At 70.5% G+C, this 26,884-nt stretch carries 17 protein-coding genes; 5 read left to right on the forward strand and 12 right to left on the reverse strand.

All coding sequences use genetic code 11. The features are described 5' to 3' along the window. Positions 1 to 369: 369 nt before the first annotated feature. On the reverse strand, positions 370 to 2,556 hold the full coding sequence (locus H9L41_RS03125) for a TonB-dependent receptor plug domain-containing protein (RefSeq protein WP_034606558.1): 2,187 nt from the start codon (positions 2,554 to 2,556) through the stop codon (positions 370 to 372). A 204-nt stretch (positions 2,557 to 2,760) separates the two neighbouring features. Here H9L41_RS03125 and H9L41_RS03130 point away from each other — a divergent pair, with 204 nt between their 5' ends. Beyond that, positions 2,761 to 4,101 carry a DUF805 domain-containing protein gene (locus tag H9L41_RS03130; RefSeq protein WP_187523672.1) on the forward strand — a complete coding sequence of 447 codons (1,341 nt, stop codon included), beginning with the start codon at positions 2,761 to 2,763 and terminating at the stop codon, positions 4,099 to 4,101. A gap of 89 nt (positions 4,102 to 4,190) precedes the next feature. Here H9L41_RS03130 and H9L41_RS03135 read toward each other — a convergent pair whose 3' ends face one another. The 5 genes from H9L41_RS03135 to H9L41_RS03155 form a co-directional block, all read right to left on the reverse strand. Further along, entirely contained in the window at positions 4,191 to 4,400 is a 210-nt protein-coding gene (locus H9L41_RS03135; protein WP_028445615.1) for a hypothetical protein, read from the reverse strand. Between the two features lies 1 nt (position 4,401). Further along, a complete protein-coding gene (locus H9L41_RS03140) occupies positions 4,402 to 4,977 on the reverse strand; it encodes a hypothetical protein (RefSeq protein ID WP_028445616.1) in 576 nt (191 codons plus the stop codon). A gap of 114 nt (positions 4,978 to 5,091) precedes the next feature. Continuing rightward, positions 5,092 to 5,901 (reverse strand): flagellin, encoded by an 810-nt coding sequence (locus H9L41_RS03145; protein ID WP_028445617.1) that lies wholly within the window; start codon positions 5,899 to 5,901, stop codon positions 5,092 to 5,094. Positions 5,902 to 5,926: 25 nt separating this feature from the next. Beyond that, entirely contained in the window at positions 5,927 to 7,138 is a 1,212-nt protein-coding gene (locus H9L41_RS03150) for a mechanosensitive ion channel family protein (protein WP_051318874.1), read from the reverse strand. 380 nt (positions 7,139 to 7,518) lie between these two features. Then, positions 7,519 to 9,480, reverse strand: coding sequence for a PhoX family protein (locus H9L41_RS03155; protein ID WP_028445618.1), 1,962 nt, complete (start codon positions 9,478 to 9,480; stop codon positions 7,519 to 7,521). Positions 9,481 to 9,727: 247 nt separating this feature from the next. On the opposite strand from H9L41_RS03155, the gene H9L41_RS03160 reads away from it, so the two are divergent. Further along, positions 9,728 to 10,651 carry a 2-hydroxyacid dehydrogenase gene (locus H9L41_RS03160; RefSeq protein ID WP_028445619.1) on the forward strand — a complete coding sequence of 308 codons (924 nt, stop codon included), beginning with the start codon at positions 9,728 to 9,730 and terminating at the stop codon, positions 10,649 to 10,651. Positions 10,652 to 10,961: 310 nt separating this feature from the next. Here H9L41_RS03160 and H9L41_RS03165 read toward each other — a convergent pair whose 3' ends face one another. Next, positions 10,962 to 11,264 (reverse strand): hypothetical protein, encoded by a 303-nt coding sequence (locus tag H9L41_RS03165; protein WP_028445620.1) that lies wholly within the window; start codon positions 11,262 to 11,264, stop codon positions 10,962 to 10,964. A gap of 13 nt (positions 11,265 to 11,277) precedes the next feature. Next, the gene (locus H9L41_RS03170; protein WP_084300056.1) at positions 11,278 to 12,627 is read right to left on the reverse strand and encodes an ammonium transporter; all 1,350 of its coding nucleotides are present in this window, start codon (positions 12,625 to 12,627) and stop codon (positions 11,278 to 11,280) included. A gap of 286 nt (positions 12,628 to 12,913) precedes the next feature. Between H9L41_RS03170 and H9L41_RS03175 the strand changes: the two genes are divergently transcribed. Beyond that, positions 12,914 to 14,725 (forward strand): monovalent cation:proton antiporter-2 (CPA2) family protein, encoded by a 1,812-nt coding sequence (locus H9L41_RS03175; RefSeq protein WP_051318875.1) that lies wholly within the window; start codon positions 12,914 to 12,916, stop codon positions 14,723 to 14,725. A gap of 329 nt (positions 14,726 to 15,054) precedes the next feature. Here the strand turns inward: H9L41_RS03175 and H9L41_RS03180 are convergent, their stop codons facing one another. The 3 genes from H9L41_RS03180 to H9L41_RS03190 all read right to left on the reverse strand — a co-directional run bounded on the left by H9L41_RS03180 (position 15,055) and on the right by H9L41_RS03190 (position 19,994). Further along, complete coding sequence (locus H9L41_RS03180; RefSeq protein ID WP_028445622.1) at positions 15,055 to 15,708, reverse strand: glutathione S-transferase family protein; 654 nt, start codon at positions 15,706 to 15,708, stop codon at positions 15,055 to 15,057. Between the two features lie 50 nt (positions 15,709 to 15,758). Then, entirely contained in the window at positions 15,759 to 17,639 is a 1,881-nt protein-coding gene (locus H9L41_RS03185; protein WP_028445623.1) for a diguanylate cyclase, read from the reverse strand. A gap of 417 nt (positions 17,640 to 18,056) precedes the next feature. Beyond that, on the reverse strand, positions 18,057 to 19,994 hold the full coding sequence (locus H9L41_RS03190; protein WP_034606561.1) for a lytic transglycosylase domain-containing protein: 1,938 nt from the start codon (positions 19,992 to 19,994) through the stop codon (positions 18,057 to 18,059). 157 nt (positions 19,995 to 20,151) lie between these two features. Between H9L41_RS03190 and H9L41_RS03195 the strand changes: the two genes are divergently transcribed. Together H9L41_RS03195 and H9L41_RS03200 are read left to right on the forward strand one after the other, a co-directional pair. Next, the gene (locus tag H9L41_RS03195) at positions 20,152 to 20,505 is read left to right on the forward strand and encodes a 2Fe-2S iron-sulfur cluster-binding protein (RefSeq protein ID WP_051318876.1); all 354 of its coding nucleotides are present in this window, start codon (positions 20,152 to 20,154) and stop codon (positions 20,503 to 20,505) included. 933 nt (positions 20,506 to 21,438) lie between these two features. Further along, positions 21,439 to 23,238: a S8 family peptidase gene (locus H9L41_RS03200; RefSeq protein WP_028445624.1), complete on the forward strand. Its 1,800-nt coding sequence runs from the start codon at positions 21,439 to 21,441 to the stop codon at positions 23,236 to 23,238. Between the two features lie 568 nt (positions 23,239 to 23,806). Here the strand turns inward: H9L41_RS03200 and H9L41_RS03205 are convergent. Beyond that, complete coding sequence (locus tag H9L41_RS03205; RefSeq protein ID WP_308419580.1) at positions 23,807 to 26,857, reverse strand: efflux RND transporter permease subunit; 3,051 nt, start codon at positions 26,855 to 26,857, stop codon at positions 23,807 to 23,809. Between the last annotated feature and the right edge of the window lie 27 nt (positions 26,858 to 26,884).

Genomic DNA, 26,884 nt, shown 5'->3' on the forward strand with positions numbered 1-26,884 from the left:
GGTAGTCGGCGAGCACTGTTTGAGGCCCGTAGGGCCGAGTTGCGCAGCCGCCCGCGGAGACCGAGGAGCGCAGGGAACCCCTGCGTAGCAGGGGCGGCTTTGTCGGGTCGCCTTTTCTTTGGTTACTTTCTTTTGGCGAAGCAAAAGAAAGTAACCCGGCTGCGGGACGGGCCCCGCCTCAATCCGCGCGCAGCGTGGAATCTGCGGCGATAGCCGCTAAACGCCGGGGTCTTCGGAAGGAGCCGGCGGTTCATCAAACCACGACCCTCATCCGGCCCTTCGGGCCACCTTCTCCCGCGCACGGGAGAAGGGTGATCCTCATTCCGGCATGTGGCCTCGATGACCGGCTTCCGTGCTGCAGCAATCTGCTTAGAACTTCACTTCCAGCGTCGCCGTCCACTGCGTGTAAGTCGGCGCGCTGCTGAAGCTCTCGGTCGCGCCCAGCCCCGTCTGGCGGCGGCTGCCGTCGTAGTCCTGGTGCAGCAGGTTGCTGGCCGCCAGCCGCAGCTGCAGCGCGCTGCTGAAGCGATACAGCGCATACAGATCGACCTGGCGCTTGGCATCGACCTCCTGCCACTCGTCCACCGCGCTGCGCACCGTGTACTCGGGCACCAGGTTCAGATTGCCGCCGACGGTCAGCGGCACGCTCTTGAACTTGTAGTCGAGGCCGAGGTTGAGCAGCTGGGCGACCTGCCCGTCGAGCCGGTTGTCCGGGCCGGGGATGTCGTCGACCTTCGAGCGGTAGACGCTGTAGTTGGCGCGCAATTCCAGCGGCGGGCCGTCCTCGACCAGCTCGGCCAGGCGGAACTTGGCTTCGAGCTCGATGCCCTGGCTGCTGGCCTGGCCGATGTTGCGCGGCCGCGAAACCCAGCGATCGCCTTCGAGCAGCGTCTGGCGCCGGATCAGGTTGTCGATGCTGCGCTGGAACACGGTGACGCTGACCAGGCCGCCCTCGGCGAAATAGTGCTCGTAGGAGAGATCGAGCCCCCAGGCCAGCTCGGGCTGCAGGTCCGGATTGCCGGCGCGGTCGGGATCGTCGCGGGTGCTGGCCGGGTCGTCCGACAGCACCGGCCGGCTGATCAGGTCGCGCGTGTTGGGCGCCTTGTAGCTGCGCGTCAGGCTGGCGCGCAGCTGGTCCTTCTCGCTGCCGGGGATGCGGTAGATCGCATGCAGCATCGGGCTCCACACGCTGCTGCGGTTGCGGGTGTCGCCCAGCGCGTCGGTGCTGCGCGTCTCGATGCCTTCCCAGCGCAGGCCGGCATAGGCCGACCACTGCGGGCCGGCGTTCCACTCGTCCTGGGCGAAGGCGGCCAGCCGCTGGGTGCGGGCGGTCACGTCGTCGCCGAAATCGGCCAGCACCGGCCGGCCGTCGACCAGGTTCAGGCGATTCTCCTCGCGGCGGCTCCATTCGGCGTCCCAGCCCAGCGCCAGCGAATGCGCCTCGCCGATCGGCCGGGTCCACTTGCCGCCGCTGGTGAAGCCGTTGTCGCGCACCGTCGCGCTGTTGTCGGTCAGGCGCGTGCGCTGGCCGTCGGCGGCGAATTCCTGCCGCGCCGAGCTGCTTTCCGAGCGGTTGGCGTTGAGGCCGAAGCGCGCGTCCAGCTTGGCGCCGTCGTCGAACTGGCGGCGCCAGTTGGCGAAGCCGCGCGCCATCTGCATGTTCGATTCGCTGTCCGAGCTGGCGCGCGCATAGCTGGCCGGGGCGCCGTACAGCCGCGTCTTGGTGGTCTCGCCGTGGCTGCGGTTCTCGTTGCGCATCAGGAAGGGCTGGATGCTCAGCGTGTTGCCGGCGTCGAGCCGCCACGACAGCCGCGGCGAGAAGTTGATGTTGTAGCCCTGGCCGCTGCTCTGGCTGTGGCTGCGCTCGTCGTAGGGCTGGCCGTCGCGGCCGGTGCCGCGCTCGATCGTGCTGCTGTCGTTGGCGCGGTCGTTGTGCGAATAGCCGCCGGCCAGGGTGTAGGACAGGCTGTCGACGCGGTCGCCCCACTGCAGGTCGAGGCGCGGCTGCAGCCGGCCGTCCTCGCTGGCCAGCGCGGCGCGGGCCTGGCCCTGCCGCTTCCGGGCGTCCTCGCGCAGGATGATGTTGATGGTGCCGGCGATGGCGCGCGCGCTGTGTTCGGCCACCGGTGCGCGCATCACCTCGATGCGCTCGATCGCGTCGGGCGACAGCGAGTCGAACGAGAAGCCGCGCGCCGCCGGCTCGCCGTTGATCAGGATCTGGGTATAGCCATCGCTCAGGCCGCGCATGCGGATGCCGCCGCCGCGCCCCGGCGCGCCGCCCATGCTGACGCCGGGCAGGCGCTTGAGCACCTCGCCGACCGTGCTGTCGCCGTAGCGGTCGAGCTCTTCGCGGCCGACCACGATCTTGCCGGCCGGCTGGTTGCGGCGGATCGCGCTGTCGTTGCTGCGCGAGCCACTGACCTCGATCTTCTGCGGGCTGGGGCGGGCCGGCGCAGCGGGCGCATCGGCGGCCGGCTCGTCGGCGGCGAAGACCGGCCAGGCGGCGAGGCAGGCGAGCGTCAGGGCGGCGAGGCGGAGGCGGGGCGCTTGGGTCATGGGTAGGGGCTTGAGATGCGAATGGGAATTGAAATCGGCGCGAAGTATGGCCGAAAGGCCGATGCGGCACGCGGCCAAAAACGTTAACGGTTGTAACAGCCGCGTATGAAGTTATTGCCGGCCGTCGCGCGGGTTTGCCCGGCCGGTGGCGCGACTGCATGATCGCGTGCCTTCACGGTCCCTCAGTTCATACGCATATCCGCCATGTCCGCTTCCGATACCGTTCGACTATCCCTGTCCGGCCATCCGCTGCCCGGTTTCGCGCCCGGCACGGTGATCCCGGCGCTGGCCGCACTGCTCAAGGTCAACGAGACGCAGGCTGCCGCGATGCTGGCCGGCCGGCCCACGGTGATCAAGCGCGAGCTGCCGCGCACGCAACTGGCGCGCTATCTCGACCTGCTGGCCGGCGTCGGCGCCGAGGCGTGGGTCGAAGAGGCGGTGGCCGCACCTGTCGCTCCTGCGCCTGCTCCACGAGCCGCCTTCGCGCCGCAGCCGGTCGCGGTCGAGGAACCCGTTTCCGCCTTCCCCAGCCTGCTGGCGGCCGACACCATCGCGCCGGCCGCGGCCGAGGTGGTGCGGCCGAACCGGCCGGCGCCCGTCCCGGCTCCGGCTCCCGCGCCGGAAGTGCGGCCCGAGCCGGTCGACGCCGCCCACGACGCGCTCGAGGCGGCGCTGGCGATGCTGCCGATCGAATCCCCGCCGCCGGCCGCCGCGCCGGCCCCGCTGTCGCTGGTGGGCGCCGAGCCCCAGCCCGAACTCGACCTGGTCGTCTGCCCGTCCTGCCAACTGAGCCAGCCGCGCCGCACGCTGTGCCGCGGCTGCGGCGCCGACATGCCGCGCATGCTGAAGGCGGCCCGGGTGGCGCGCGAGCAGCCGGCGCCGATGCGTTCGGCCTACGGCAGCAGCCAGGTCGAGACGGTCGAGGACGAGACCGAAACGCCGCCCCTGGTCTCGCTGAGCTTCCAGGGCCGCATCGGCCGGCTGCGCTACCTGGCCTGGTCGCTGGCGTTCTACATCCCGATGGTGGTGGTGCTGATCGTCAGTGCCGTGCTGACCTCGGTATTCAAGGGGCTGGGGATCGTGCTGGCAATCGCGGCCATGGTGGCCGGCGTGGTCTTCCTGCTGCGGCTGCTGGCCATGCGGCTGCACGACCTGGGCCTGAGCGCCAAGTGGCTGCTGCTGATGCCGGCCAGCGGCCTGATGCTGGTGACCGGTTCGCCGCGCGCGGCGCTGGTGGTCGCGCTGCTGTGCTGGGGCATGTCCTTCTTCCTGGCCGTGCTGCCGGGCCAGCGCGACGGCAACGCCTACGGCCCGCCGCCCGGCCCCAACAGCGGCGCGGTCATCTTCGGCGCGGTGCTGTGCCTGCTGCTGTCGGTCGGTTCGGCCTTCTTGGGCGGCAGCGGCAGCATGCTGGGCGCGACCAAGGCCAAGCCGTCGGGGAGCAGGAGCTGGATATGGCGGTCACCGGCGGCGCGGAGGACGAGCAGACCCGCGAGATCGGCGCCGCGATCGATGCCGCGGCCGAGAAGCGCGGCATCACCCTGACGCCGGAGCAGCGCCGCGCCATGATCGAGCAGGCGCGGCAAGGCGTGCAGGCGGCGCAGCAGGAGTAGGGAAGGGCGGCCGGGCGGCGCTCAGCCACCCTTGGCCTGGGGCTGGCTGCCGACGAAGACCACCTGGCTGTAGTGCAGGTCGTAGCGGGCCCGGCTCTGGGTGGCGTACAGCGTGACATGGCTGCCCTGCACGGCCTGCACCTTCACCGCCACCGGGGCGTTGCCGATCAGCACCGCCACCTCGGTGCCCTGCGCCTGCAGGTTGAGCAGCACTTGCTGGAATTCGTCCACGTCATTTCCCCTGGCCGGCGGCGGCATCGATCGCACCGCCGGTGTTGTCGACCGTGCCCTGCAAATGGCGCTGCGCCTCGAGCTTGCGGGCGGTCGCGTTGTCGGCCGAGGCACGCGCCGAGTCGGCCTCCGATTGCGCCAGCTGCGAGGCGATCTTCACCACCTCGGCGTACTGGTCGGTCACCTGCTGCGGCGTGAGCGCGTTGTTGAGCGACAGCTCGCACAGCCGGAACAGCGATTCGCGCAGGAACTGGATGGTCTGCGAGCGGCGCGCCAGCTGCACCACTTCGAGATTGGTCTGCTGCTGCACGCCGACGTCGGCGCCGTTCTTCAGGCCGGCCGACAGGTCGAGCTGGCTGACCACGTTCATCGAGGTATCGGGCGAGGGCTCGGAGCAGGTCTTGATCGCGCTGCCGGCCGGCAGCAGCAGCGCGCCGCGGCGCTCGGCGGTGTAGTTGAACCAGTAGGGCTTGCCGGGTTCGAGCGCCTGGCTGCCGGCCGGCGAAGCGAAGCCGGCGCAGCCGCCGAGCGGCAGCAGCGCAGCGGCCAGCAGGCCGAGGTAGAGGAGGCGGGGCATGGCGGAACCTCGTCGCGGGTGAGTGCGGATGCGCCTCACCATAGGCGAGCGGACGAGCAAATACAAAAGGCGCCCGTAACGGGCGCCTTTGCATTCGGGCGGGGCCTGGAGGCTTCAGGCACGCAATAGCGACAGCACCTGGCGCGAATTGGCGTTGGCCTGGGCCTGCACGGCGACATCGGCCTGGGCGCGGATGTTCTGCGCGGCGAGATCGGTGCTGGCCGCCGCGTAGTCGGTGTCGTTGATGCGGCTGCGCGCGGCCGACAGGTTCTCGCTGCGCGACTGCAACTGGCCGATGGCCGATTCGAAACGGCTGTTCACGGCGCCGAGCGTGGCGCGCGTGTCGGACAGCGTGCCGAGCTGGTCGTCGAGCTGGCCGAGCGCCGCGGTCGCGCTGGCGGCGCTGCTGACGTCGACGCGGCCGATGCCGGCCGAGGCGAGGTTGCCGAGCGAGACGGAGACCTGGTCGCCGGCGTCGGCGCCGGCCTGGAAGCTCAGGCTGCCGCCCTGGAACAGCGGCTGGCCGTTGAAGTTGGCGTTGCGCAAGGTGTCGTCGTTCGACTGGCTCAGCGCGTCGATCTCCTGCTGGATCGCCTGGCGGTCGCCGGCGTTGAGCGTGCCGTTGCCGGCCTGCACCGTCAGCTCGCGGATGCGCGAAGTGTTGTCCTGCACCGTGCTGACCGCGCCCTCGGCGGTCTGCGCCAGCGAGATGCCGTCGCTGAGGTTGCGCGCGGCGCGGTCGGCGCCGGCGATCTGCGCCGCGAAGCGCTCGACGATCGCGCTGCCGGCGGCGTCGGCGGCGGCCTTGTCGATGCGCTTGCCGCTGGCGATCTGGCCGAGCAGGCGGTTCTGCGATTCGCGGGTGTCGTTGAGTCCGCGCTGGCTGGTCAGCGCGCTGGGGTTGCTGCCGATCGGGGCGACCATGGCGATTCCTCCATTGAGCAGGCTTTCATTGTGGACCGCTTCGTCCGAGCCGCTCCGGCGGCGGCGCATTTTCCGACCAGTGGCTCGGCTGTGCCGGCTCGCCGCCGGCGGTCGCGGCCTCGGCGGCGCCGCTGCGCGCGCGCGTCGGCCGTTCGTCGGCGCGGGCCGGTGGCTTGGCGGCGGCAGGGCCGGCGGCCGCGCCGACCATCTGCACCGCCGGGGTCGGCGTGGCCAGCGTGATGTCTTCGCCGCGGAAGCGTTCGAGCATGGCCAGGTTGATCTGGTGCTGGGCCTTCACGAACAGCGCGAAGTTCGGTTTCAGCATGAAGTACACCACCTCGAAATCGAGCCCGCCCGGCGTCAGCGCCTTCAGGTGGGTGCGGTCGAAGCGCGCCTCCTCCTGCGCCTCGACGATCTCGCGCATCAGCTCCGGGATGCGGCGCAGCTGCTCGGTCGGGGTGGAATGGGCCAGCGTGAAGGTGAACACCGCGCGCCGCTCGTCCATGCGCTTGTAGTTGCGGATGCGGCTCTTGAGCAGGTCGGCGTTGGAGAACACCACTTCCTCGCCCGAATCGGCCTGGATGCGGGTGGTCTTGAGGCCGACATGCTTGACCGTGCCGGAGAAGGTGTCGACCACGATGGCGTCGCCGGCCATGAAGGGCTTGTCGAGCGCGATCGACATCGAGGCGAACAGGTCGCCCAGGATGTTCTGCACCGCCAGCGCCACCGCCACGCCGCCGATGCCGAGCGAGGTGACCAGCGCGGTGATGTCGAAGCCGAGGTTGGACAGGATGGACAGCACCACCACCACCCAGATCACCAGCCGCAGCACGAAGCCGGCCAGCGCCATATGGGTGGCGACGGTCGCGCTGGCGTCCTCGCCCTGGGCACGGTAGCGCAGCCACGACAGCGCGGCCTGGCTGAGCCAGACGCCGCCCTGGATGGTGAGGGCGATCAGCATCAACTGGTCGAGTCGCGTCTCGAGGCTGCCGAGCTCGAGCTGGTTGGCGCCGGCATAGATGGCGGCCAGCAGCAGGGTGAGGCGATGGGTGCCGTCGACCACGTCCGCCGCGACGTCGTCGAGCTTGGTGGCGGTGCGTCTGGCCAAGGTGCGCAGCCGGCCCTGCAGCAGCCGGCGCAGCAGCCAGAGCGCGGCGAAGACGGCGGCGGCGACGGCCAGCGCGGTCAATGCGTCCTCGGCCGAGTTGTGTTCGTACAGGTAGCGCAATGCGGACATGGGCGGGTTCTCCGGGGCTTGGGGCGAAACGTCCCCTGTTCCTGGCTGGACCTTGGTTTTGCGCCGTGGGTTCCGGTGGGGCGGCCGGAGGGGAGCGTGAAAGGTGAAAGGTGAAACGTGGACCCCATCCCCACCCCAGCCCTCCCTTGAAGGGGAGGGAGCGGATGGCGACTGCCTGAATCGTCATGGGGACGTCGAACGATCACCGCCGGCGGAGTCGGCGTGGTTCTGCCCCTCCCCTTCAAGGGGAGGCTGGGAGGGGGATGGGGTCCACGTTTCACTTTTCACGTTTCACGGTATTCACGTTTCACGGCGCCCCAAAGAAAAAGCCGGTTCCGCAGAACCGGCCTTTCCCCATGCCGCAGCGCCAGAGACGAGGATCAGACCCCGATCACCCCGCCATCCTGCTTGCGGATCACCACCGTCGCCGAGCGCGGCCGGCCGGCCGGGTCGGCGTCGGGCCAGGACGAGACGGCGGTCGGCTTGGCCGGGTCGTTCACCTCGTTGCTCGGCTCGCCCGGGTGCTGGATGTTGATGAACATGGTCTTCTGATCGGGCGTGAAGCTGATGCCGGTGATCTCGCAGCCGCTCGGCCCGGTCAGGAAGCGGCGGATCTCGCCGGTGGCCGGGATGCTGGCCAGCATCATGTTGTTGCCCATGCCGGCGTATTCCTTCTGGTTCACCGTGCTGGTGCTGATGTCGGTCTGGATCCACAGCACGCCGGTCGGCGCGTAGTAGAGGCCGTCGGCGCTGCCGAAGGCGTCGCCGGCGTACTTGCCCGGCTTGTGCTCCTCGGCCGCCGCGTCGGGCCGGCCGGCCAGCGCGAAGATGTCCCACTTGAACGCCAGCGCGGCCGGATCGTCGCCCGCCTCGTTCCAGCGGATGATGTGGCCGAACAGGTTGTTCTTGCGCGGGTTGGCGGCGTCCGGGCCGGGCTTGCCCTCGGCGCCGCGCTGGCTGTTGTTGGTCAGCGTGCAGTAGAGCTCGCCGGCATTGGCCGGGTTGACCGTGATCCACTCGGGCCGGTCCATCTTGGTCGCGCCGACCAGGTCGGCCGCCAGCCGGGTCTTGATCAGCAGCTCGGCCTGGTTGGCGAAGCCGGCTTCGGCGGTCAGGCCGTTCTTGCCGTGGGTCAGTTCGCGCCATTCGCCGCTGCCGTCGTCGTTGAAGCGGGCGACGTAGAGCGTGCCGTGGTCGAGCAGGTCGCGGTTGGCGCGGCGGTTGGTCGGGTTCCACGGCTTGCTGCTGACGAACTTGTAGATGTATTCGAAGCGCTGGTCGTCGCCCATGTAGATCACCACGCGGCCGTCCTTGGCCACCGACGGCGTGGCGCCCTCGTGCTTGACCCGGCCCAGCGCGGTGCGCTTGACCGGCTTGGCGTTCGGCTCGTACGGGTCGATCTCGACCACCCAGCCGAAGCGGTTGATCTCGTTGCGGCTCAGCTGGCGGTCCCAGCGCGCATCGATCTCGTTCCACTTGTACAGCTTCTCTTCGTCGGCCACGCCGTAGCGGGTCTTGTTGAAGTCGTGGTCGCTCTTCTGCGAGAAGTCGCAGAACAGCGTGTCGAAGTTCTCTTCGCAGGTCAGGTAGGTGCCCCACGGCGTCCAGCCGTTCGAGCAGTTCTGCAGCGTGCCGAGCACCTCGCGGCCGGTCGGGTCGGCCTCGGTCTTGAGCAGGTCGTGGCCGGCGGCCGGGCCGCTCAGCGCGATCGGGGTGGCGGCGGTGATGCGGCGGGCGTACTTCGACGGCCGCACCACCTGCCAGCTGCCGTCCTTCTGCTTGGCCACCTCGACCACCGAGACGCCGACCGCGGCCAGCGCCTTGCGGTACTTCTCCTCGGTCATGGTCTTGTTGCCGTCGGTGGTCAACAGGCCCGGATCGACGTATTCGTGGTTGATCGCCAGGAGGCCGTGCTTGCTGGCCGACGAGCCGAGCGGCAGCGGGAAGAAGCGCATGCCGTCGTGGTGCATGCCGGCCTGCAGCGCCTGTTCCTCGGCGCTGTTGCTGGCGTCCTTGGCGAAGGCCGGTTGCTTGCCCTTGGCGCCGATCGGGTCGCCCCAGGCGTACAGCACCTCGGCCAGGTAGCCCTCGGGCACCACCACCTTGTCGGCGGTCGAGAACGGCACCGACTGGAAGCCCAGCGCGGTCGCCTTCGGCGCGGCCGGCACGGTTGCGGCCGCGGCCGGCGACGACAGCAGGCCGGCGAACAGGCCGCTGGCCGACAGCGCGGCGCCGCCGGCCAGCACCTGGCGGCGCGACACGCTGGCGTCGATCAGTTGGGACAGGCTGGGATTGAGCGAATCGTTGCTGACGAGCTCGTCCTGCTTGGTGAAGTGCGACATGGCGGCGTCCTTTGGGTCTTTTGTAAGGGCTGCGGAGCGGGAAGACGCAGCACGCTAAAGGGCCAATGTGACGCGGCGATGAAGCGGTGGCGCGGAGGCCGGAAAGGGGCGCGAAACGCGCCTTGCCGCAGGGGATTTCGAGTCGCCTGCGGAACGGCGGCCGGGCCGGCGCCGCGCGACTGTCCATGGCCCGGTCGCGGCGCAATCACTACACTGGCGGCCCCTTGTCCAGAGCGAGCGCCCGCCCATGCTGTACGTCCACGTTCCCGACCAGGCCGAGCGCTGGCTCGCGCTGTTCCGCGCCGCGCTGCCCGATATCGCGGTCGCCGGCGAGGCCGACGCCGTCGACGACGGCCAGGTGGAGTTCGTCGCCTGCTGGCGGCCGCCGGAAGGCCTGTTCGCGCGCTTTCCCCGGCTGCGCGCGGTATTCGCGCTCGGCGCCGGCGTCGACCGCCTGCTCGGGCGGCCCGACCTCGCGCCCGGCGTGGCGCTGATCCGCCTGACCGATGCCGGCATGGCGCGGCAGATGGCCGAATACGTGCTGCACGGCTTGTTGCGCTTCCAGCGCCGTTTCGACGACTACGCGCGCCAGCAGCAGGCCGGCCTGTGGCAGCCGCTGCCGCAGCGCGATGCGTCCGAATTGCGGGTGACGGTGCTCGGGCTCGGCGCGATCGGCGGCCAGGTGGCGCGCACGCTGGCGCTGCTCGGCTACCCGGTCGCCGGCTGGAGCCGCAGCCCGCGCGAGATCGACGGCGTGCGCTGCCTGCACGGCAGCGAAGCGCTCGATGGCCTGCTGGCCGAGACCGACGCGCTGGCGATGATCCTGCCCAATACCGCCGAGACGCGCGGCCTGATCGACGCGCGCCGGCTCGGCCTGCTGCCGGCCGGCGCGCTGGTGATCAATGCCGGCCGCGGCGAGCAGCTCGATCTCGAGGCGCTGCTCGACGGGCTCGACGGCGGCCGGCTCGGCGGCGCCCAGCTCGACGTGTTCGAAACCGAGCCGCTGCCGGCCGGGCACCGCGCCTGGCGCCAGCCCCACCTCCACATCACGCCGCACGTGGCGGCGATGACGCTGCCGGCGCCGTCGGCGCAGCAGGTCGCGGCCGCGCTGCGCGCGTTCGTCGCCGGACGGCCTGTGGCGGGGATGGTGGATCGGGTCAGGGCGTATTGAGCGGCAGCCGGAGCAGGTGCCCCTGCCGGGCAGGCTGGCCGACGTCGGTTCTGTAGGTCGGGCTTCAGCCCGACGGCGCCTTCGATCGAGGCCGCTGTCGGGCATGAAGCCCGACCTACGAAAGGCGTGCTGCAGCGCTTCGAATCACTGACGAGCGACTGCGAGGCTTCCCCGCGGCGGCAGGGACGGGAGGGGAAGGGTTGAAACAGGGGTAGCCGCTGTTTCAGCTTTCACGGTCGGAGCGCACCCGGGTTTCCCGGGTGCCTGAACCGCAGCTAGCCGTGCCCGGCGGCCGGATCATTCCTCGAGGCTACCGCAGGCCGCCGACGTAACGCCGCGCCGCCTCCGCGGTCGGCTGCGCCAGGTTGTCGCGGATCTGCTCGACCAGCGGCTTGCGCACCGTCTGGCGCGGCTCGGCGAACAGCGCCTGTTCGAAGCGGTTCACCGCCTCGGCCAGCTCGGCGGCCGGCTCGGTGCGCGCCAGCCGGATCACCTCGCGCGCGTACTCGGCGTTGCTGACCATCCATTCCGGATCGGTGATGCGGCCGATCTTGCGCCGGATCATCACGTGCAGGTGGGCGGCCAGCGCCAGCAATTCGTTGTGCGTCGTCATGCTGCGTCCCTCCTCACTCGAGCCGCTCGCCGTGCTGGGCGAGGTCGAGGCCGTCGAGCTCGTGCTCGGCCGGCACGCGCAGGCCGACCACCCAGTCGACCAGCTTGAGGATCACCGCGCTGGCCGCCAGGCTGTAGCCCAGCACCGCGAAGGCGGCGATCGCCTGAGTCGCCAGGTCGCCGTCGGCGCCGCCGATCGAGCGGCGCGCCAGCAGGCCGGTCAAGAGCGCGCCGACCAGGCCGCCGACGCCGTGCACGCCCCAGACGTCGAGCGAATCGTCGGCGCCCAGCAGCCGCTTGAGCCCGGTCGCGCCCCAGTAGCAGGCGATGCCGGCCGCCGCGCCGATGGCCATCGCGCCCTTGACGTCGACGAAGCCCGAGGCCGGCGTGATGGCGACCAGGCCGGCCACCGCGCCCGAGCACAGGCCCAGCATCGACGGCCGGCCGCGCACCAGCCACTCGGCCAGCATCCAGCTCAGCGCGGCGCAGGCGGCGCCGACGTGGGTGACCAGCAGCGCCAGGCCGGCGCGGCCGTCGGCCGCCAGGGCGGAGCCGGCGTTGAAGCCGAACCAGCCGACCCACAGCAGCGAGGCGCCGATCAGCGTCAGCGCCAGGTTGTGCGGCGCGAACGACTCCTGGCCGTAGCCCTCGCGCCGGCCCAGCATCCAGGCCGCCATCAGCCCGGCCGCGCCGGCGTTGATGTGGACCACCGTGCCGCCGGCGAAGTCGAGCGCGCCCATCGAGGCCAGCCAGCCGCCCGGCTCCCACACCCAGTGCGCCACCGGCGCGTAGACCAGCAGCGACCACAGCGCCATGAAGCACAGCATGGCCGAGAACTTCATGCGCTCGGCGAAGGCGCCGGCGATCAGCGCCGGGGTGATGACGGCGAAGGTGAGCTGGAACATGGCGAACACCGATTCCGGAATGGTGGTCGCGCCGTGGTGGACCGACACCTTGCCCGCCTCCTTGAGGTAGACCAGCCCCTCCATCATCAGCCGCTCGAGGCTGCCCAGCCAAGGCGTGCCCGGCATGAAGGCCAGGCTGTAGCCGATCGCCACCCACAGCAGCGAGACCAGCGCGCAGACCGCGAAGCTCTGCGTCATGGTGGCCAGCACGTTCTTCTTGCGCACCATGCCGGCGTAGAAGCAGGCGAGGCCGGGGATGGTCATCAGCAGCACCAGCGCGGTCGCGCTGATCATCCAGGCGGTATCGCCGGCGCTGATCCGGCTCGCTTCGACCACCTGCGGGCCGGCCGCGGCCAGCGTGGCGGGCGCGGCGATCAGGGTGGACAGCGCGCGGAGCAGCCGCTGCGCATGTCGCGGAGGGGAATGGAATGACGCGGTAGCACCTGGCGTTGCGGACATCGAAGACCTCCCGTCTGTGCGGCCGGCATGGGCCGACCCGCGCTACAGCAGGAGCCATGCCAAGCCGCGCCGGCATCGCGCGATGGCTTGTGGATGCGCCTTGGCGGGCTTCGGGCGCCGATTCGGCGGGGCGCCGGCCGGGCCAGATTGGTGCAGTCCGGCTGGGGCGGGAGTCGTCATGGTGCACTGCAATATGGCCGACGCCGGCGCGGACCGGCGCTGCCGCCCGGCTGGCGCGCCGCTCCCCGGCTTGCCATCATCGCGGCTTCACCCCCGGAGCCGTGCCGTGTCCCTGCTTTCGCAATCCGTCGTCCTGCTCGCCTCCGCCGTGGTGGCGGTGCCGCTGCTCAAGCGTTTCGGCCTCGCCTCGGTGCTCGGCTTCCTCGCCGCCGGCGTCGCCATCGGCCCCGGCGCGCTGGGCCTGGTCGACAACCCCGAGGCCATCCTGCACGTCACCGAGTTCGGCGTGGTGCTGCTGCTGTTCATCATCGGCCTGGAACTGCAGCCGTCGCGGCTGTGGGTGCTGCGGCGCGCGGTGTTCGGCCTCGGCGGCGCCCAGGTGCTGCTGACCACCGCGGTGCTGGCGCTGGCCGGCTGGGCGCTCGGCCTGCCTCCGGTGGCCGCCGGCGTGGCCGGGGTGGCGCTGTCGCTGTCGTCGACCGCCTTCGTGCTGCAGATGCTGGCCGAGAAGAAGGAGCTGACCAGCCGCCACGGCCGTGACGGCTTCGCGGTGCTGCTGTTCCAGGATCTGGCGGTGATCCCGCTATTGGCCGTGCTGCCGCTGCTGTCGCCCGACGCGGCGGCGGCCAGCCGGCCGCCGGCCTGGGTGTCGATCGGCGCGGTGGCGGCGGTGGTGCTCGGCGGCCGCTTCGTGCTGCGCGCGCTGCTGCGCCGGGTGGCGCGCGCCGACAGCCACGAGCTGTTCGTGATGGCGACGCTGCTGATCGTGATGGCGACCGCCTGGGCGATGGAGGCGGCCGGCCTGAGCCTGTCGCTCGGCGCCTTCCTGGCCGGCGTGCTGCTGGCCGATTCGGAATACCGCCACGAGCTCGAGGCCAATATCGAGCCGTTCAAGGGCGTGCTGCTCGGCCTGTTCTTCGTCGCGGTCGGCATGGCGGCCAACCTCGGCCTGCTGCTGCACCGGCCGCTGCTGGTGCTGGGCCTGGCGCTCGGGCTGATGGCGGTCAAGGCCGTGGTGCTGTATGCGATCGGCCGGCTGGCCGGGCTCGGCGATCCGGCTTCGCGCCGCTTCGGCGCCTACCTGAGCCAGGGCGGCGAGTTCGCCTTCGTGCTGCTGGCGCTGGCGGTGACCCTGCAGCTGCTCGACACGCCGACGGCCGAGCTGCTGGCGATGACGGTGACGGTATCGATGGCGTTGACGCCGCTGCTGGTCGGCGCTCACCAGCGCTGGCTGGTGCCGCGGCTCGAGGGCCGCGCGGCGCGCGAATTCGACCGGATCGAACCGGACGGCCATCGCGTGCTGATCGCCGGCTTCGGCCGCTTCGGCCAGATCGTCGCCCGGGTGCTGCGCATGCGGCGCATTCCGGCCACGGTGCTGGAAGCGAACTTCGAGCAGGTCGACTTCGTCCGCCGCTTCGGCAACCGCATCCATTACGGCGACGCCTCGCGGCTGGACCTGCTGCGCGCCGCCGGCGCCGGCCAGGCCGAGGTGTTCGTGCTGGCGATCGACGACGTCGAGGCTTCGCTGCGCACCGCCGAGACGGTGCGGCAGCACTTTCCCCACCTCAAGATCTACGCCCGTGCGCGCAACCGCTTCCACTACTACCGGCTGCGCGACCTCGGCGTCGAGGTGGCCACGCGCGAGACCTTCGCCGCCAGCCTGGAGATGGCCGGCGCGGTGCTGCAGGGACTGGGGCTGTCCTCGGTCGGCGCCGCCGATGCGACCTCCACCTTCCGCCGCCACGACGAGGCATTGCTGGAGCGGCAGTACGCGGTGCACCACGACGAGACCGCGCTGATCCAGACCTCGGTCGAGGCGGCGCGCGAGCTGGAAGGACTGTTCGAGTCGGACGAGGGGCAGAAGGCGGTCGATCCGACCGGCTTGCCGGACATCGAGGAAATGCAGAACTGGGGCTGACCGTCGCGTTGACGGACTCGGCATTGTGCGGGTTCGATCGGGAGGACAGGCACCCGGCAAAGGGGCGCTTGTGCATGGTGAACGCTCGACCGGCGACGGTCCCTGTTTCACCCCGACTCCCCCGCCCTCGCCGCCGCGAGGGAGCCTCGCTGACGCTCGTTCGTGGTTTTCAATGCGACCGTATCCAACTCCGCGATGGGGCCGGGCTGCATGGAGCCGGGTGATGGGTCGGGCGTAAGAGCGGCTTCAACCGCTGCGAATGGCGAGGGAATGGAGACATTCGCGGTAAATGCTGCGCCTGCACGCGGCTCTTCGCGGTGAAACGATCCTCAGCCCCCGTCCTCCTCGCTGTCCCGGATCACCCAGCTCTCCGTCAGCGCCGCCTCGTACCACTCGCGCATCGCCGGCAGCGCCAGCACGTGGTCGACCCAGCCCTGGGCGCGCGAGGGCAGTTCGAGCGAATAGGTGCGGCAGCGCGTCGCCATCGGCACGTACATGGCGTCGAGGATGCCGAATTCGCCCATCAGGAACGGCCCGAGCGGCGCGAAGCGCGCGCGCAGGCTCTCGATCAGCGCGCTAAAGCGGGCCAGGTCGCGGCCCACCTCGGATGGCCGCGAACGCGGCGGGTACTGGCGCCGCACGTTCATCGGGCAGTGCTGCCGCAGCGCGGCGAAGCCGGCGTGCATCTCGGCCGCCAGCGCGCGCGCCTCGGCCCGCAGCGCCGGGTCGCGCGGCCACATCGGCAGCTCGGGATGGCGCTCGGCCAGGTATTCGCAGATCGCGATCGATTCCCACACCGAGATCGCGCCGTCGACCAGGCAGGGCACCTTGCCGGTCGGGGTGTAGCGCAGGATGGTGTCGCTGCTGCCGGCTTCGAACAGCGGCACCAGGATCTCCTCGAACGGGAGGCCGAACTGCCGCAGCAGCAGCCAGGGCCGCAGCGACCACGACGAATAGGCCTTGTTGCCGATCACCAATTGCATGAAGGTTCCTCGTGAGGTAAAGGCGCCGGCCGCCGCGCGGCCGGCCGGTTTCACGCCGCGTGCTGCACCGGCGGTTCCTGCCGCCAGAACGCGTAGCCGTTCCGGCCGCTGCGCTTGACGTGGTACATGGCGGCGTCGGCGTGGCGCAGCAGGTCGTCGGGCGCCGTGCCGTCGAGCGGAAAGCAGGCCACGCCGATGCTGACGCCGACGTCGACCGGATGGCCGTTGATGCGGTAGGCGGCGCTGACCGCCGTCACCAGCTTGGCGGCCAGGATTTCGGCGTCCTCGGGCACCAGCAGTTCCGCCAGCAGCACGAATTCGTCGCCGCCGAGCCGCGCCACCGTGTCGGCCGCGCGCACGCTGCCGCGCAGCCGGGCCGCCACCTCGCACAGCAACTGGTCGCCGGCCTCGTGGCCGAAGCGGTCGTTGACCGGCTTGAAGTGGTCGAGGTCGAGCAGCAGCAGCGCGAATGGCACGCGCCGGCGCGGCTGCCGCTCGATCAGGTGGTGCAGGCGGTCGTTCAGCAGCGTACGGTTGGCCAGGCCGGTCAGCGGATCGTGCAGCGCCTGGCTGCGCAGCCGCGCCTCGCTCTCGCGCAACTGCGCCTCGACCCGGCCGCGCGCGGCGATCTCGTCGCACAGCGCCTCGGTGCGCTCGATCACCCGCCGCTCGAGGTCTTCCTCGTGCCGCTGCAGCCGCACGATCAGCTCGCGCTGGGCGTCGAAGGCGGCCTGCAGCGCGTTCTCGTGGTCGCTGCGCAGCTCGCGCACGCGGTCGGCCAGCGCCAGCGACAGCAGCAGCGCCTGCAGCGCCACGCCGACCTGCATGGCGAAGAAGGCCGAGGTGCTGGCCGCGGCGCGCACGCCGAGCACCAGGGTGATGACGATGGCCACGCTGACGCACAGCACCAGGTTGCCGGCCAGGAAGTAGGCGGCCGGCTTGAAGCCCTGGCGCAGCCGCAGGAAGCCGGCGGTCAGCATGTACAGCGCGGTCAGGCCGTAGCAGGCGATGCCGAGCCAGAACCCGAGCTGCAGCGCGCCGGCCAGGTGCAGCGCCAGCGAGGCCAGCGTCAGTCCGACCAGCACCGAGCCGCAGCGGTCCAGCAGCGGCAGCTGCCGGCGCAGCTCGAGCAGCCGCCGCGCGTAGCGGCGGAACATCAGGATCCACAGCGCCGGGAACAGCACTGTCTCGTGCAGCGCCAGCCATGGCCAGCGCGGCCACAGGTACTGGTAGGTGTGGCCGTTGAAGGCGGCGATCGACAGCAGCGCGGCGAAGCTGGCCAGCACGTAGGGCAGGTAGAGCGGCTCGCGCAGGCTGTGCATCATGAACAGGTTGTACAGCGCCAGCGCCACGATGGCGCCGTAGATCAGCCCGTACACCAGCCCCTGGCCGTGCTCGGCCAGCGCCATCGCCTCGGGCGTGCGCAGCATCAGCTCGGTGGCGAAGTCGTCGCGGCTGTCGATGCGCAGGTAGAACAAGGTCGGGCGTTCGTCGTCGAGCGTCAGCGGCAGCAGCAGCTGGCGCGCCGGCAGCGGCCGCAGCGCGAACGGCCTGTCGATGCCGGTGGCCAGCCGGCGGAAGCCGGCGCCGTCGAGCGACTGGTACAGCGCGGCCTCGCGCAGGCCGGTGTCGGTGAAGGCCAGCCACCAGTCTTGCGGCGCGCTGGGCGCGCGCTGCAGCGAGAAGCGTAGCCACAGCGCCGACCGGGTCGGCCGCAGCGGCGGCGGCACCGCCTCGCGGCGCGGGACGAAGTCGCGGCTGGCCGCCGCCGCCGCGATGTCGAGCGCGCCGCTCGGGTCGTACAGCGCCTCGGCCTCGATCGGCTGGCTGTCGTGCTCGACCAGGAGCGGCAGCGCGGCCGCCGCGGCCATGCAGACCAGGCCGACGATGGCGGCCAGCGCGATGCGCAGGCTGTGGATCGGTGCGCGCATGCGGCCCTCAGCGGCGAAAGCCCCGGCAGGCGGAGTCGAGGCGGCTGGGAACGCTAACAGGGCTGGGCATGGCGTACTCCGCGTGACGGCGCGTGTCGATACTTAGTTTTAGGCGGTAGCGGGGAGGCTTGCGAACAAATGCGCGTCCGTCGGGTGCCGGATTCGGTGCGGAAGCTGCTGAATCCAGCTAAGGATCACCTGTAGGGACGGCTTTAGCCGCGAATTGCGGAGTGCCGCGATTCGCGGCGAAAGCCGCTCCTACCGTCGAGCTTCCTCGATCCACTGGCGCGGGGCTGGCGGGAAGCCGCCGGCGTCGACCGCACCGGCGATGGCGGCCGGCGCATAGCCGAGGCGGCGGTTCGCCCGCGCTTCGCGCCGGGTCTGCAGCAGGCGCTCGAGGTCGTGCAGAGGCGTCGCTCAGGGAGTGTCGTCGTCATCGGCGGCGTCGTTGCCGCCGCGCGGCGGGATGGCGCCGAGCCGCTTCTTCAGGCTGGTCTCGCCGCGGCCGAAGGCCTGGGCGTAGTAGACCGCGTTGGCCATCACCTTCTTGACGTAGTCGCGCGTCTCGCTGAACGGGATGGTCTCGGCGTAGATCGCGCCCTCGAGCGGCCGGTCGGCGCGCCAGTTGCGCGCGCGGCCCGGGCCGGCGTTGTAGGCGGCGGTGGCCAGCACCGGCTGGCTGCCCAGGCTGTCCAGCACGTGCTTGAGATACCAGGTGCCGAGCTGGACGTTGGTGCCGACCTCGTTGACCGCGCCGGCGTCGTAGCCCACGCCCATCTTCTTGGCCACCCAGCGCGCGGTGGCCGGCATCAGCTGCATCAGCCCGCTGGCGCCGACGCCCGAGCGGGCGACCTGGACGAAGCGGCTTTCCTGCCGGATCAGGCCGTAGACCCAGGCCTCGTCGAGGCCGAGCCCGCGCGCATAGCCCTGGGTGACGTCGCGGTAGGGCGCGAGGAAGCGCAGGTTGAAGTCGTGCAGCGTGCGGGTGCGCTCGGCCGAGTAGATCGCGCGGTCGTACCAGTGGCTCTGGCGGGCGACCTCGGCGGCGGCCAGGAGCTGGGTGTCGGAAAGCCCGCGCATGCCCCAGTTCCACTCGCGTACCGCCTCGCTGCGCCAGTCCATCGCCAGCAGCGCCAGCGCGCGCTCGACCGCCGGGATCTGGCGCACCGCCAGCAGTTCCTCGGCGCTCGGCTTGTAGTGGCCGGCCGCGGTGTCGGCCACCGTGCCGAGTTCCTCGCGCGCCAGGAGGCCGTAGAAGTGATGCTCGCCGGCCAGCTCGGCGAAGCGCTGCTGCGCCTCGGCCGGTTTGCCGGCCTCCTGCCAGGCGCGCGCGCGCCAGTAGCGCCAGGCCACCTCGCGCTGCTCCTCGGCCGGCATGGCGTCGATGCCGTTCGCCACCGCGCGCCAGTCGGCCAGCCGCAGCGCGCTGCGCACGTACCAGTCGCGGCTTTCGTCGTCGAGCTGGGCCAGCGTCAGGCCGTCGCCGTACCAGTCCAGCGCGCGGTCGTCGAGCCGGCGCGCGGCATGGTAGGCCAGCCGGCTCTGCGCATAGCGGCGATCGGCCTCGGGCAACTGGCCGGCGACGCGCGCCAGCAGCGCGCGGCCGGCGTCCGGATCGCTGCGGCCGGCGCGGCCGATGGCGAACAGCGCCAGCTCGCGGCCGCCGCGGGTGCCGAGCGCCAGCGTCGGCAGCGCCTTGGTCGGGTTGGCGGCGACCGCGCGGATGCGCTTGGCGTCGATGCCGGCCGGCAGGCCCAGCCGCGGCAGCAGCTGGGCGGCGAAGTCGGGATTGTTGGCCTCGAAGGTCAGCCGCAGCCGGCGCCAGCCGTCTTCCTGGTCGAGCAGGCCCATGCCGAACAGCGCCTCGAACACCGGCGCGCAAGCGTCGCTGAGCCCGCGCGGCGTGAACCACAGCGGCTTGCCCTCGCGCGCCAGCAGCGCGCGGTCGTTGCGCTGGATGGCCAGCTGCAGCCGGTCGCAATGCAGCTCGCTGCCGGCTTCCCAGCTGACGAGCCGCGGCCATTCGCGCTCGAAGACGGTCCAGTCGCCGCGCTTGGCCAGGCTCTTGAGCCAGTCGCCGCGCAGCCGGTCGGCCAGCGGGCTGCCCTCGTAGCGGGCCAGGAAGGCGGCCACCTCGGCCTCGGGCAGGATGTCGATCTGCGCCGCCAGCAGCCAGTAGCGCGGATACATCTCAAGCGCGGTGCCGTCGGTGCGGGCGGTGATGTCGACCAGTTGCTGCAGCTTGCCCTGCCGGGTCGCTTCGCGCGCGGCGTTCATGTCGTCGATCAGGGCTGTGCGGCCGGGCAGGGCGGCGGCGAGCAGGAGGAGGGGGAGCAGGACGGAGAGGCGCTTCATGGCGGATTCGGTGAGCCTAGGATGGCGGCGGCCGCTGTTGGATCGGGGCGCGGCCGCGCAGTTGCGCGGAATTTATCACAGCGGGGCAGGGCGGCCGCCGCGCCCCTCCTCGGCAGGGCCGCTTGCCGGCGCGGCCATTCCGGCGTCTGATCGCGCCATGACCCGATTGATCCTGCAAGGCGGCGGCATGGCGGCGCCGCTCGAACACCAGGCGCCCGAAGGCTCGCTGCTGATCGACGCGGTGCGCGATCTCGCCCGCGACGGCCGGCTGCCGCTCTACTGGCGCTGCGGCCAGGGCACCTGCGGCGCCTGCCTGGTGCGGATCGAGCACGCCGGTTCGGCCGCCGCCGCGCCGGTCGCGCTGTCGGGCAAGGAGCGCAACGTGCTGGCGCGCAAGGGCGTGCTCGGCGAGGCCGAGCGCAGCGCCGCGACGCTGCCCGATACGCCGGCGCTGCCGCGGCTGGCCTGCCACGTGGCGCTGCCCGCCGGCTGGCTCAAGGTGAGCTGGTAGCGCGCACAACCGGTTCCGTCCGGTCCGTCGACGCCGCCGCCCTTGCCCGGCTGCCGGCTGTCCTCCGCGATTCGGCCGCCGCATTTTCCCGCCGCGCAACTGTCCGGTCGGCCCGACTTGGGCGGCGAATCCGCCCTCTACCGTTCATCGGCAAATTCCTCCGTCCCCTTGGCGGGGCCGGGTCGTGCCGCCCGGACTCAGGGTTTTCCCACATTGGCATTCCCGCCCGGCAAGAATTGGCCAAACCCGCGTCGGAAGCGGTTTTGCTGCAATGCAATCGATCAAATTGGAACTGACGTCCAATTAAATTTACTGTACATTCCATTGTCATAAATCGGAAAACGGAACGGCAGTACAACTTCGCTTGCACAGCTCAAGCCCAGTCTGCACAAGGCTTTCAGCGGGTTTGTTGTACCGAGCAAACGCTTTGTAACCAAGTCGAAAATAATCGTTGTTATGACGCCGAGGTATCGCTAGATTGCGCTCTCCATTCGAACAGACCGGTATTAAGCAGCCGTCGATCGCCACGCCCGTGGCCGATCCGGCGAGCCAGGAAGCCGGCGGTACGGGTGGTCTCCCCAAGGCAGTTCCAGTTTCAGCAGCACGCCGCCGGGCCGTTCACCCGGCAACCGTTTCGAGACGGTGCAGATCCGTTCTGCCCCGTCGGAGGGCAAGGCATGTTCTGGTTCGCCCGCGCTGTTGCGCGTTTCAAGTTTTCGCAGCCGACGCTCCGTCGCCTGTCCGCCTCCGCTCCATCGTCTTTCCGCCTGCGGCCCTCCGGCGCCGCATGGCCGCTGCCGGCCTGAGCCGGCCCGTCCGAACACCCTCCAGGCTTTCCGCTCGTACGCCGTACCCTCGGTGTCCGGACGGTGGATTTGACCCCAGCGCGGGTGAAGCCCCTGCGCGATGAAGCAGTTCAAGGAGCAATTCGAGATGAAAAGAAGCAAAGCCCCCGGCGTCAAGCTGGGCTGTGTGGCAGTGGCCGTCTTCTCGGTCCTGACCGGTTCCGCGATCGCCGCCGAGGCGAAGTCCATCGCAACCGACCGCATCATCGTGAAGTACCGCGACACCGCCTCGGTGCAGTCGCTCGGCGCCAACGCCGCTTCGGTCCAGGCCACCCGCCAGGCCGAGCGTCTGTCGCGCGTGCAGACCGTCACCACCCGCTTCGGCGCCAGCGTCCAGTTCCTGCGCAACACCGGTCTCGGTTCGCAGGTGTGGAAGCTCGACCGCAGCCGCAACCTGACCGACGTGGCCGCCATGGCCGCGCAGATCAAGGCCAGCGACCCGAACGTCGAATACGCCGAGCCGGACCGCATCATGCATCCGCTGGCCGCCGCGCCGAACGACACGCGCTGGAGCGAGCAGTGGGACCTGCAGAACACCACCGCCGGCCTGAACGTGCTGGCCGCCTGGGATCTGTCGACCGGTAGCGGCGTGAACGTGGCGGTGATCGACACCGGCTACCGTCCGCACGCCGACCTGGCCGCCAACGTGGTCGGCGGCTACGACATGATCAACGACACCGCCGTGTCCAACGACGGCAACGGCCGCGACAGCGATGCCCGCGATCCGGGCGACTACACCGCTGCCAACGAATGCCAGCAAGGCGACCCGGCCTACGGTTCGAGCTGGCACGGCACCCACGTCGCCGGCACCATCGCCGCCGTGACCAACAACGGCACCGGCGTCGCCGGTATCGCCCCGAACGCCAAGATCGTGCCGATGCGCGTGCTGGGCAAGTGCGGCGGCTATACCTCCGACATCGCCGACGCCATGATCTGGGCCTCGGGCGGCACCGTGTCCGGCCTGCCGACCAACCCGAACAAGGCTCGCGTGCTGAACCTGTCGCTCGGCGGCGGCGGCGCTTGCGACACCACCTCGCAGAACGCCATCAACGCGGCCCGTGCCAATGGCGCCGTGGTGATCGTGGCGGCCGGCAACGAAAGCCAGAACGTCAGCAACTCCAGCCCGGCCAACTGCTCGGGCGTGGTGGCGGTGGCGGCCTACGGCAAGACCGGCGCCCGTGCCTACTACTCCAACTACGGCACGCTGGTCGACATCGCCGGTCCTGGCGGTGATCAGAGCACGGGCGACAGCAACGGCATCCTGTCGACGCTGAACGCCGGCGGCACCACCCCGGGCGCAGACAGCTACGCCTACTACCAGGGCACCTCGATGGCCACGCCGCACGTGGCCGGCGTCGCCGCCCTGATGATCGCGGCCAAGCCCACGCTGACGCCCGATCAGGTGGAGAGCCTGCTGAAGTCGTCGGCCCGTCCGTTCGTGGCCTCGTGCTCGGGCTGCGGCGCCGGCATGCTGGACGCCTACGCCGCGGTGCAAGCCGCGATCGGCGGCACCACGCCGACGCCGACCACCAGCGAAACCGAGTCGAACAACACGCTGGCCACCGCCAACGCCGTTGCGGCCGCCGGTACGCTGAACGCCACCATCGGCTCGACCTCGGACACCGACTACTTCAAGGTCAGCCTGCCGGCCGGCAAGACCCTGACGGCGACGATGACCCCGGGCAAGAGCAGCGTCGACTACGACCTCTACCTGTACAACGCCAGCGGCACCCAGGTCGCCAAGAGCGAGCTGGGCGCAGGCAAGGTCGATACCGCTTCGGTGAAGAACACCGGTTCGGCTACCGCGACCTACTACGCCCGCGTGGTGTACTACTCGGGCGGCACCGGCGCCACCAACGGCAAGTACACGCTGGGCCTGGCCTGGTAAGCGCGCACTAGCCGCAGCAACACCCTCGCAGCAAGCAGCGGGGCCGGCCTCTGGGGAGGGGCCGGCCCCGTTGTTTTTGGTGCTGTGAAGAGCGAGGTGCGAGGTGTGAGGTGCGAGGTGCGAGGTGTGAGGTGCGAGGTGCGAGGTGCGAGGTGCGAGGTGCGAGGGGTGAGGGGTGAGGTGCAACCCCATCCCCACCCCGGCCCTCCCCTTGAAGGGGAGGGCCGGGCAGTGAATGGGGCAAGCCGTGGCGCAATAAGATGGCGGCTTACGCAGCGCGATGACGGCCGCTGCAGTGCCGGGCGATCACTGCCTCACCCTCTCCCGCCGGGAGAGGGCAGGGTGAGGGAGCGACGGTTCGGGTTGTGCTGCAGGTTGGCGAGTGCTCCACGGGCGCTCCCTCCCTACGCCGGGCGCCCCCAGCCCTCTCCCGGCGGGAGAGGGGCTGCGAGCAGGCCCGATGCTGCTGCGGTTTGATCTCACGTGGCCATGAAACTGCGCTTGCGCCCGGCGAACGACCAGGCCCTACACTGAAACGCCTCACGCCTCACGCCTCACGCCTCACGCCTCACGCCACCGCCGGCTTCCGCCACCAGGCCAGCACCCGCGCCGACAAGCCGTCGAAGAACAGGTACAGCACCGGCGTGATGTACAGCGTGATCAGCTGCGAGAACACCAGCCCGCCGACCACCGCGAGGCCCAGGGGCTGGCGCAGCTCGGCGCCGGCGCCGAGGCCCAGCGCGATCGGCAGCGCGCCCATCATCGCCGCCAGCGTGGTCATCATGATCGGCCGGAAACGCAGCAGGCAGGCATCGCGGATCGCCTTCACCGGGTCGGTCTCGCCGGCGTGGCGCGCCTCGATCGCGAAGTCGATCATCATGATCGCGTTCTTCTTGACGATGCCGACCAGGAGGAGGATGCCGATCACCGCGATCAGCGTCAGCTCGACGTCGAAGATCCGCAGCGTCACCAGCGCGCCGACCGCCGCCGACGGCAGGCCGGCCAGGATGGTGATCGGGTGGATGTAGCTCTCGTACAGCACGCCCAGCAGCACGTAGATCACCGCGATCGCCAGCACGATCAGCGCGGCCTGGCTGGTCTGGCTCGACTGGAAGGTGGCGGCGTCGCCGCCCAGGCTGGTCAGGATGCTCTGCGGCATCGCGATCTTGCGCCGCAGCTCGTCGACCCGGCCCAGCGCCTGGCCTAGCGTCACGCCGGCCGGCAGGTTGAACGACAGCGTGACCGCCTGCAGCTGGCCCTGGTGGTTGACCGAGGTCGGCCCGACCGTGCGCTCGACCGCGGCGAAAGCGGTCAGCGGCACCAGCTGGCCGCTGGCGGCGCGCACCTTGACCTTCTCGAAGGCGGTCTCGTCGGTGCGGAACGGATCGTCGAACCGCATCATCACCGCGTAGTCGTCGGTCGGCGTGTAGATGGTCGCCACCTGGCGGTCGCCGAAGGCGGCGTACAGCGTGTCGCGCAGCGTGGCCATGTCGACGCCGAGCCGTGCCGCCTGCTCGCGGTCTATCCTCAGCGAGGCCTGCAGGCCTCGGCGCTGGGCGTCGCTGCTGACGTCGCGCAGCAGCGGGTCGGCCTGCATCTCCTTCATCAGCTTGTCGGCCCAGTCGTACAGCTCGCCCGACTGCACCGACTGCAGCGTGTACTGGTATTTGCTGTTGCTGCTGCGGCCGCCCAGGCGCAGGTTCTGGTCCGGGTTGAAGAACACCCGCACGCCGGCCACGCCGGCCACCGACTTGCGCAGCGACTCGATCACCTCCTTCATCGGCGGCCGCTGGCTCTTGGGCTTGAGCGTGAGGAACAGACGGCCCGAGTTGTTGCTGTTGAAGCCTCCGCCGATGACCGAGACCACCTGGCTGACGTGCGGGCTCTGGCGCAGCCGCTCCTCGACCTGCTGCTGCAGCTTGAGCATGGCCGGATAGGCGACGTCGAGCGCGGCCTCGGTGCCGACCGAGACCGAGCCGATGTCTTCCTCGGGGAAGAAGCCCTTCGGGATCGTGTAGAAGAACCAGGCGGTCAGCGCGAAGGTGGACAGCGCGACCGCGTAGACCACCGGGCGATGGCGCAGCGCGGCGTCGAGCGTGTCGCGGTAGGCGCCGAGCAGGCCGTCGAAGAAACGCTCGAACAGCCGGCTGACGCGGCCGGCCGGCGCGTCGTGATCCTCGTGCTTCAGGAGGCGCGAGCACAGCAGCGGGATCAGCGTCAGCGAGGCGACCGCCGACACCACGATCGCCAGGCTCACCACCACCGCGAACTCGTGGAACAGCTTGCCGATCACGCCGGGCATGAAGAAGATCGGGATGAACACCGCCACCAGCGACAGCGAGATCGACACGATGGTGAAGCCGACCTCGCGCGCGCCCTTGATCGCCGCCTCGAACGGCTTCATGCCCTCCTCGACGTAGCGCACGATGTTCTCCAGCACCACGATGGCGTCGTCGACCACCAGGCCGACCGCCAGCGTGATGCCCAGCAGCGAGATGTTGTTGAGCGAGTGGCCGAGCCAGGCCATCAGCGCGAAGGTCGAGATCAGCGACACCGGCAGCGTCACGGTCGGGATGAAGGTGGCGGTGAGCCGGCGCAGGAACAGGAAGATCACCACCACCACCAGCGCCACGGTCAGGCCCAGGGTGAAGTTGACGTCGTGGATCGCCTCGCGGATCGAGGTCGAGCGGTCGTTGCGGAACTGCACGTCGATCGACGAGGGCATCTGGCCGATCAGCCGCGGCATGGTGGCGCGGATCCGGTCGATCACCGCCACCGTGTTGGCGCCGGGTTGGCGCTGCACGCCCATCACGATGCCGCGCTCGCCGTTGATGAAGGCGCTGGCGGTGACGGTCTGGATGCTGTCCTCGACGCGGGCGACCTCGCCCAGCCGCACCGGCCGCATGTCGCGCGTGGCGATGATCAGGTCGCGGAACGAATCGGCATTGGTCAGCTGCTTGTTGGCCTCGATGATCAGCTGCTGGCGCTGGCCGTCGAGCACGCCGACCGGGCTGTTGGCATTGGCGTTGCGCAGCGCGTCGCGCACCTCGGCCAGCGTCAGGTTGCGCGCTGCCAGCTTGTCCGGGTCGATGCTGATGCGCACCGCGTACTTGCGCTGGCCGAACACGTTGACCTGGGCCACGCCGGAAATGGTGGCGAGGCTCGGCGAGATCAGGTTCTCGGCGTATTCGTTGAGCTTGGACAGCGGCATCGACGGCGAGGTCATGCTCAACAGGATGATCGCCTGGTCGGCCGGGTTGACCTTGCGGTAGGACGGCAGGTCGGTCATGTCGTCGGGCAGGCTGCGCTGGGCCTGCAGCAGCGCGGCCTGGACGTCGACCGCGGCCTTGTCGATGTCGCGGTCGTCGTCGAATTCGAGCGTGATCGAGGTCGAGCCCTGGCGCGAGGTCGAGGTGATCAGCTTGAGGCCGGCGATGGTGGAGAACTGCTTCTCCAGCGGCGTCGCGACCGAGGCGGCCATGGTTTCGGGCGAGGCGCCGGAGAGGTTGGCCGAGACGTTGATGGTCGGCGTGTCGTAGGACGGCAGCGCCGCGATCGGCAGCGTGCGGTAGGCGAACATGCCGAGCAGCACCACCGACACCGACAGCAGCGTGGTCATGACCGGTCGGCGGATGCAGAGTTCTGA

The sequence above is a fragment of the Chitinimonas koreensis genome (assembly GCF_014353015.1).
In the GTDB taxonomy this organism is placed as follows: Bacteria; Pseudomonadota; Gammaproteobacteria; order Burkholderiales; family Chitinimonadaceae; genus Chitinimonas; species Chitinimonas koreensis.

Bases quoted from the DNA above. Each gene is read 5' to 3' on its own strand.
- H9L41_RS03125 (WP_034606558.1), bottom strand. From the start codon at position 2,556: ATGACCCAAGCGCCCCGCCTCCGCCTCGCCGCCCTGACGCTCGCCTGC.
- H9L41_RS03130 (WP_187523672.1), top strand. From the start codon at position 2,761: ATGTCCGCTTCCGATACCGTTCGACTATCCCTGTCCGGCCATCCGCTG.
- H9L41_RS03140 (WP_028445616.1), bottom strand. From the start codon at position 4,977: ATGCCCCGCCTCCTCTACCTCGGCCTGCTGGCCGCTGCGCTGCTGCCG.
- H9L41_RS03145 (WP_028445617.1), bottom strand. From the start codon at position 5,901: ATGGTCGCCCCGATCGGCAGCAACCCCAGCGCGCTGACCAGCCAGCGC.
- H9L41_RS03150 (WP_051318874.1), bottom strand. From the start codon at position 7,138: ATGTCCGCATTGCGCTACCTGTACGAACACAACTCGGCCGAGGACGCA.
- H9L41_RS03155 (WP_028445618.1), bottom strand. From the start codon at position 9,480: ATGTCGCACTTCACCAAGCAGGACGAGCTCGTCAGCAACGATTCGCTC.
- H9L41_RS03160 (WP_028445619.1), top strand. From the start codon at position 9,728: ATGCTGTACGTCCACGTTCCCGACCAGGCCGAGCGCTGGCTCGCGCTG.
- H9L41_RS03165 (WP_028445620.1), bottom strand. From the start codon at position 11,264: ATGACGACGCACAACGAATTGCTGGCGCTGGCCGCCCACCTGCACGTG.
- H9L41_RS03170 (WP_084300056.1), bottom strand. From the start codon at position 12,627: ATGTCCGCAACGCCAGGTGCTACCGCGTCATTCCATTCCCCTCCGCGA.
- H9L41_RS03180 (WP_028445622.1), bottom strand. From the start codon at position 15,708: ATGCAATTGGTGATCGGCAACAAGGCCTATTCGTCGTGGTCGCTGCGG.
- H9L41_RS03185 (WP_028445623.1), bottom strand. From the start codon at position 17,639: ATGCGCGCACCGATCCACAGCCTGCGCATCGCGCTGGCCGCCATCGTC.
- H9L41_RS03190 (WP_034606561.1), bottom strand. From the start codon at position 19,994: ATGAAGCGCCTCTCCGTCCTGCTCCCCCTCCTCCTGCTCGCCGCCGCC.
- H9L41_RS03195 (WP_051318876.1), top strand. From the start codon at position 20,152: ATGACCCGATTGATCCTGCAAGGCGGCGGCATGGCGGCGCCGCTCGAA.
- H9L41_RS03200 (WP_028445624.1), top strand. From the start codon at position 21,439: ATGAAAAGAAGCAAAGCCCCCGGCGTCAAGCTGGGCTGTGTGGCAGTG.
- H9L41_RS03205 (WP_308419580.1), bottom strand. From the start codon at position 26,857: ATGACCACGCTGCTGTCGGTGTCGGTGGTGCTGCTCGGCATGTTCGCC.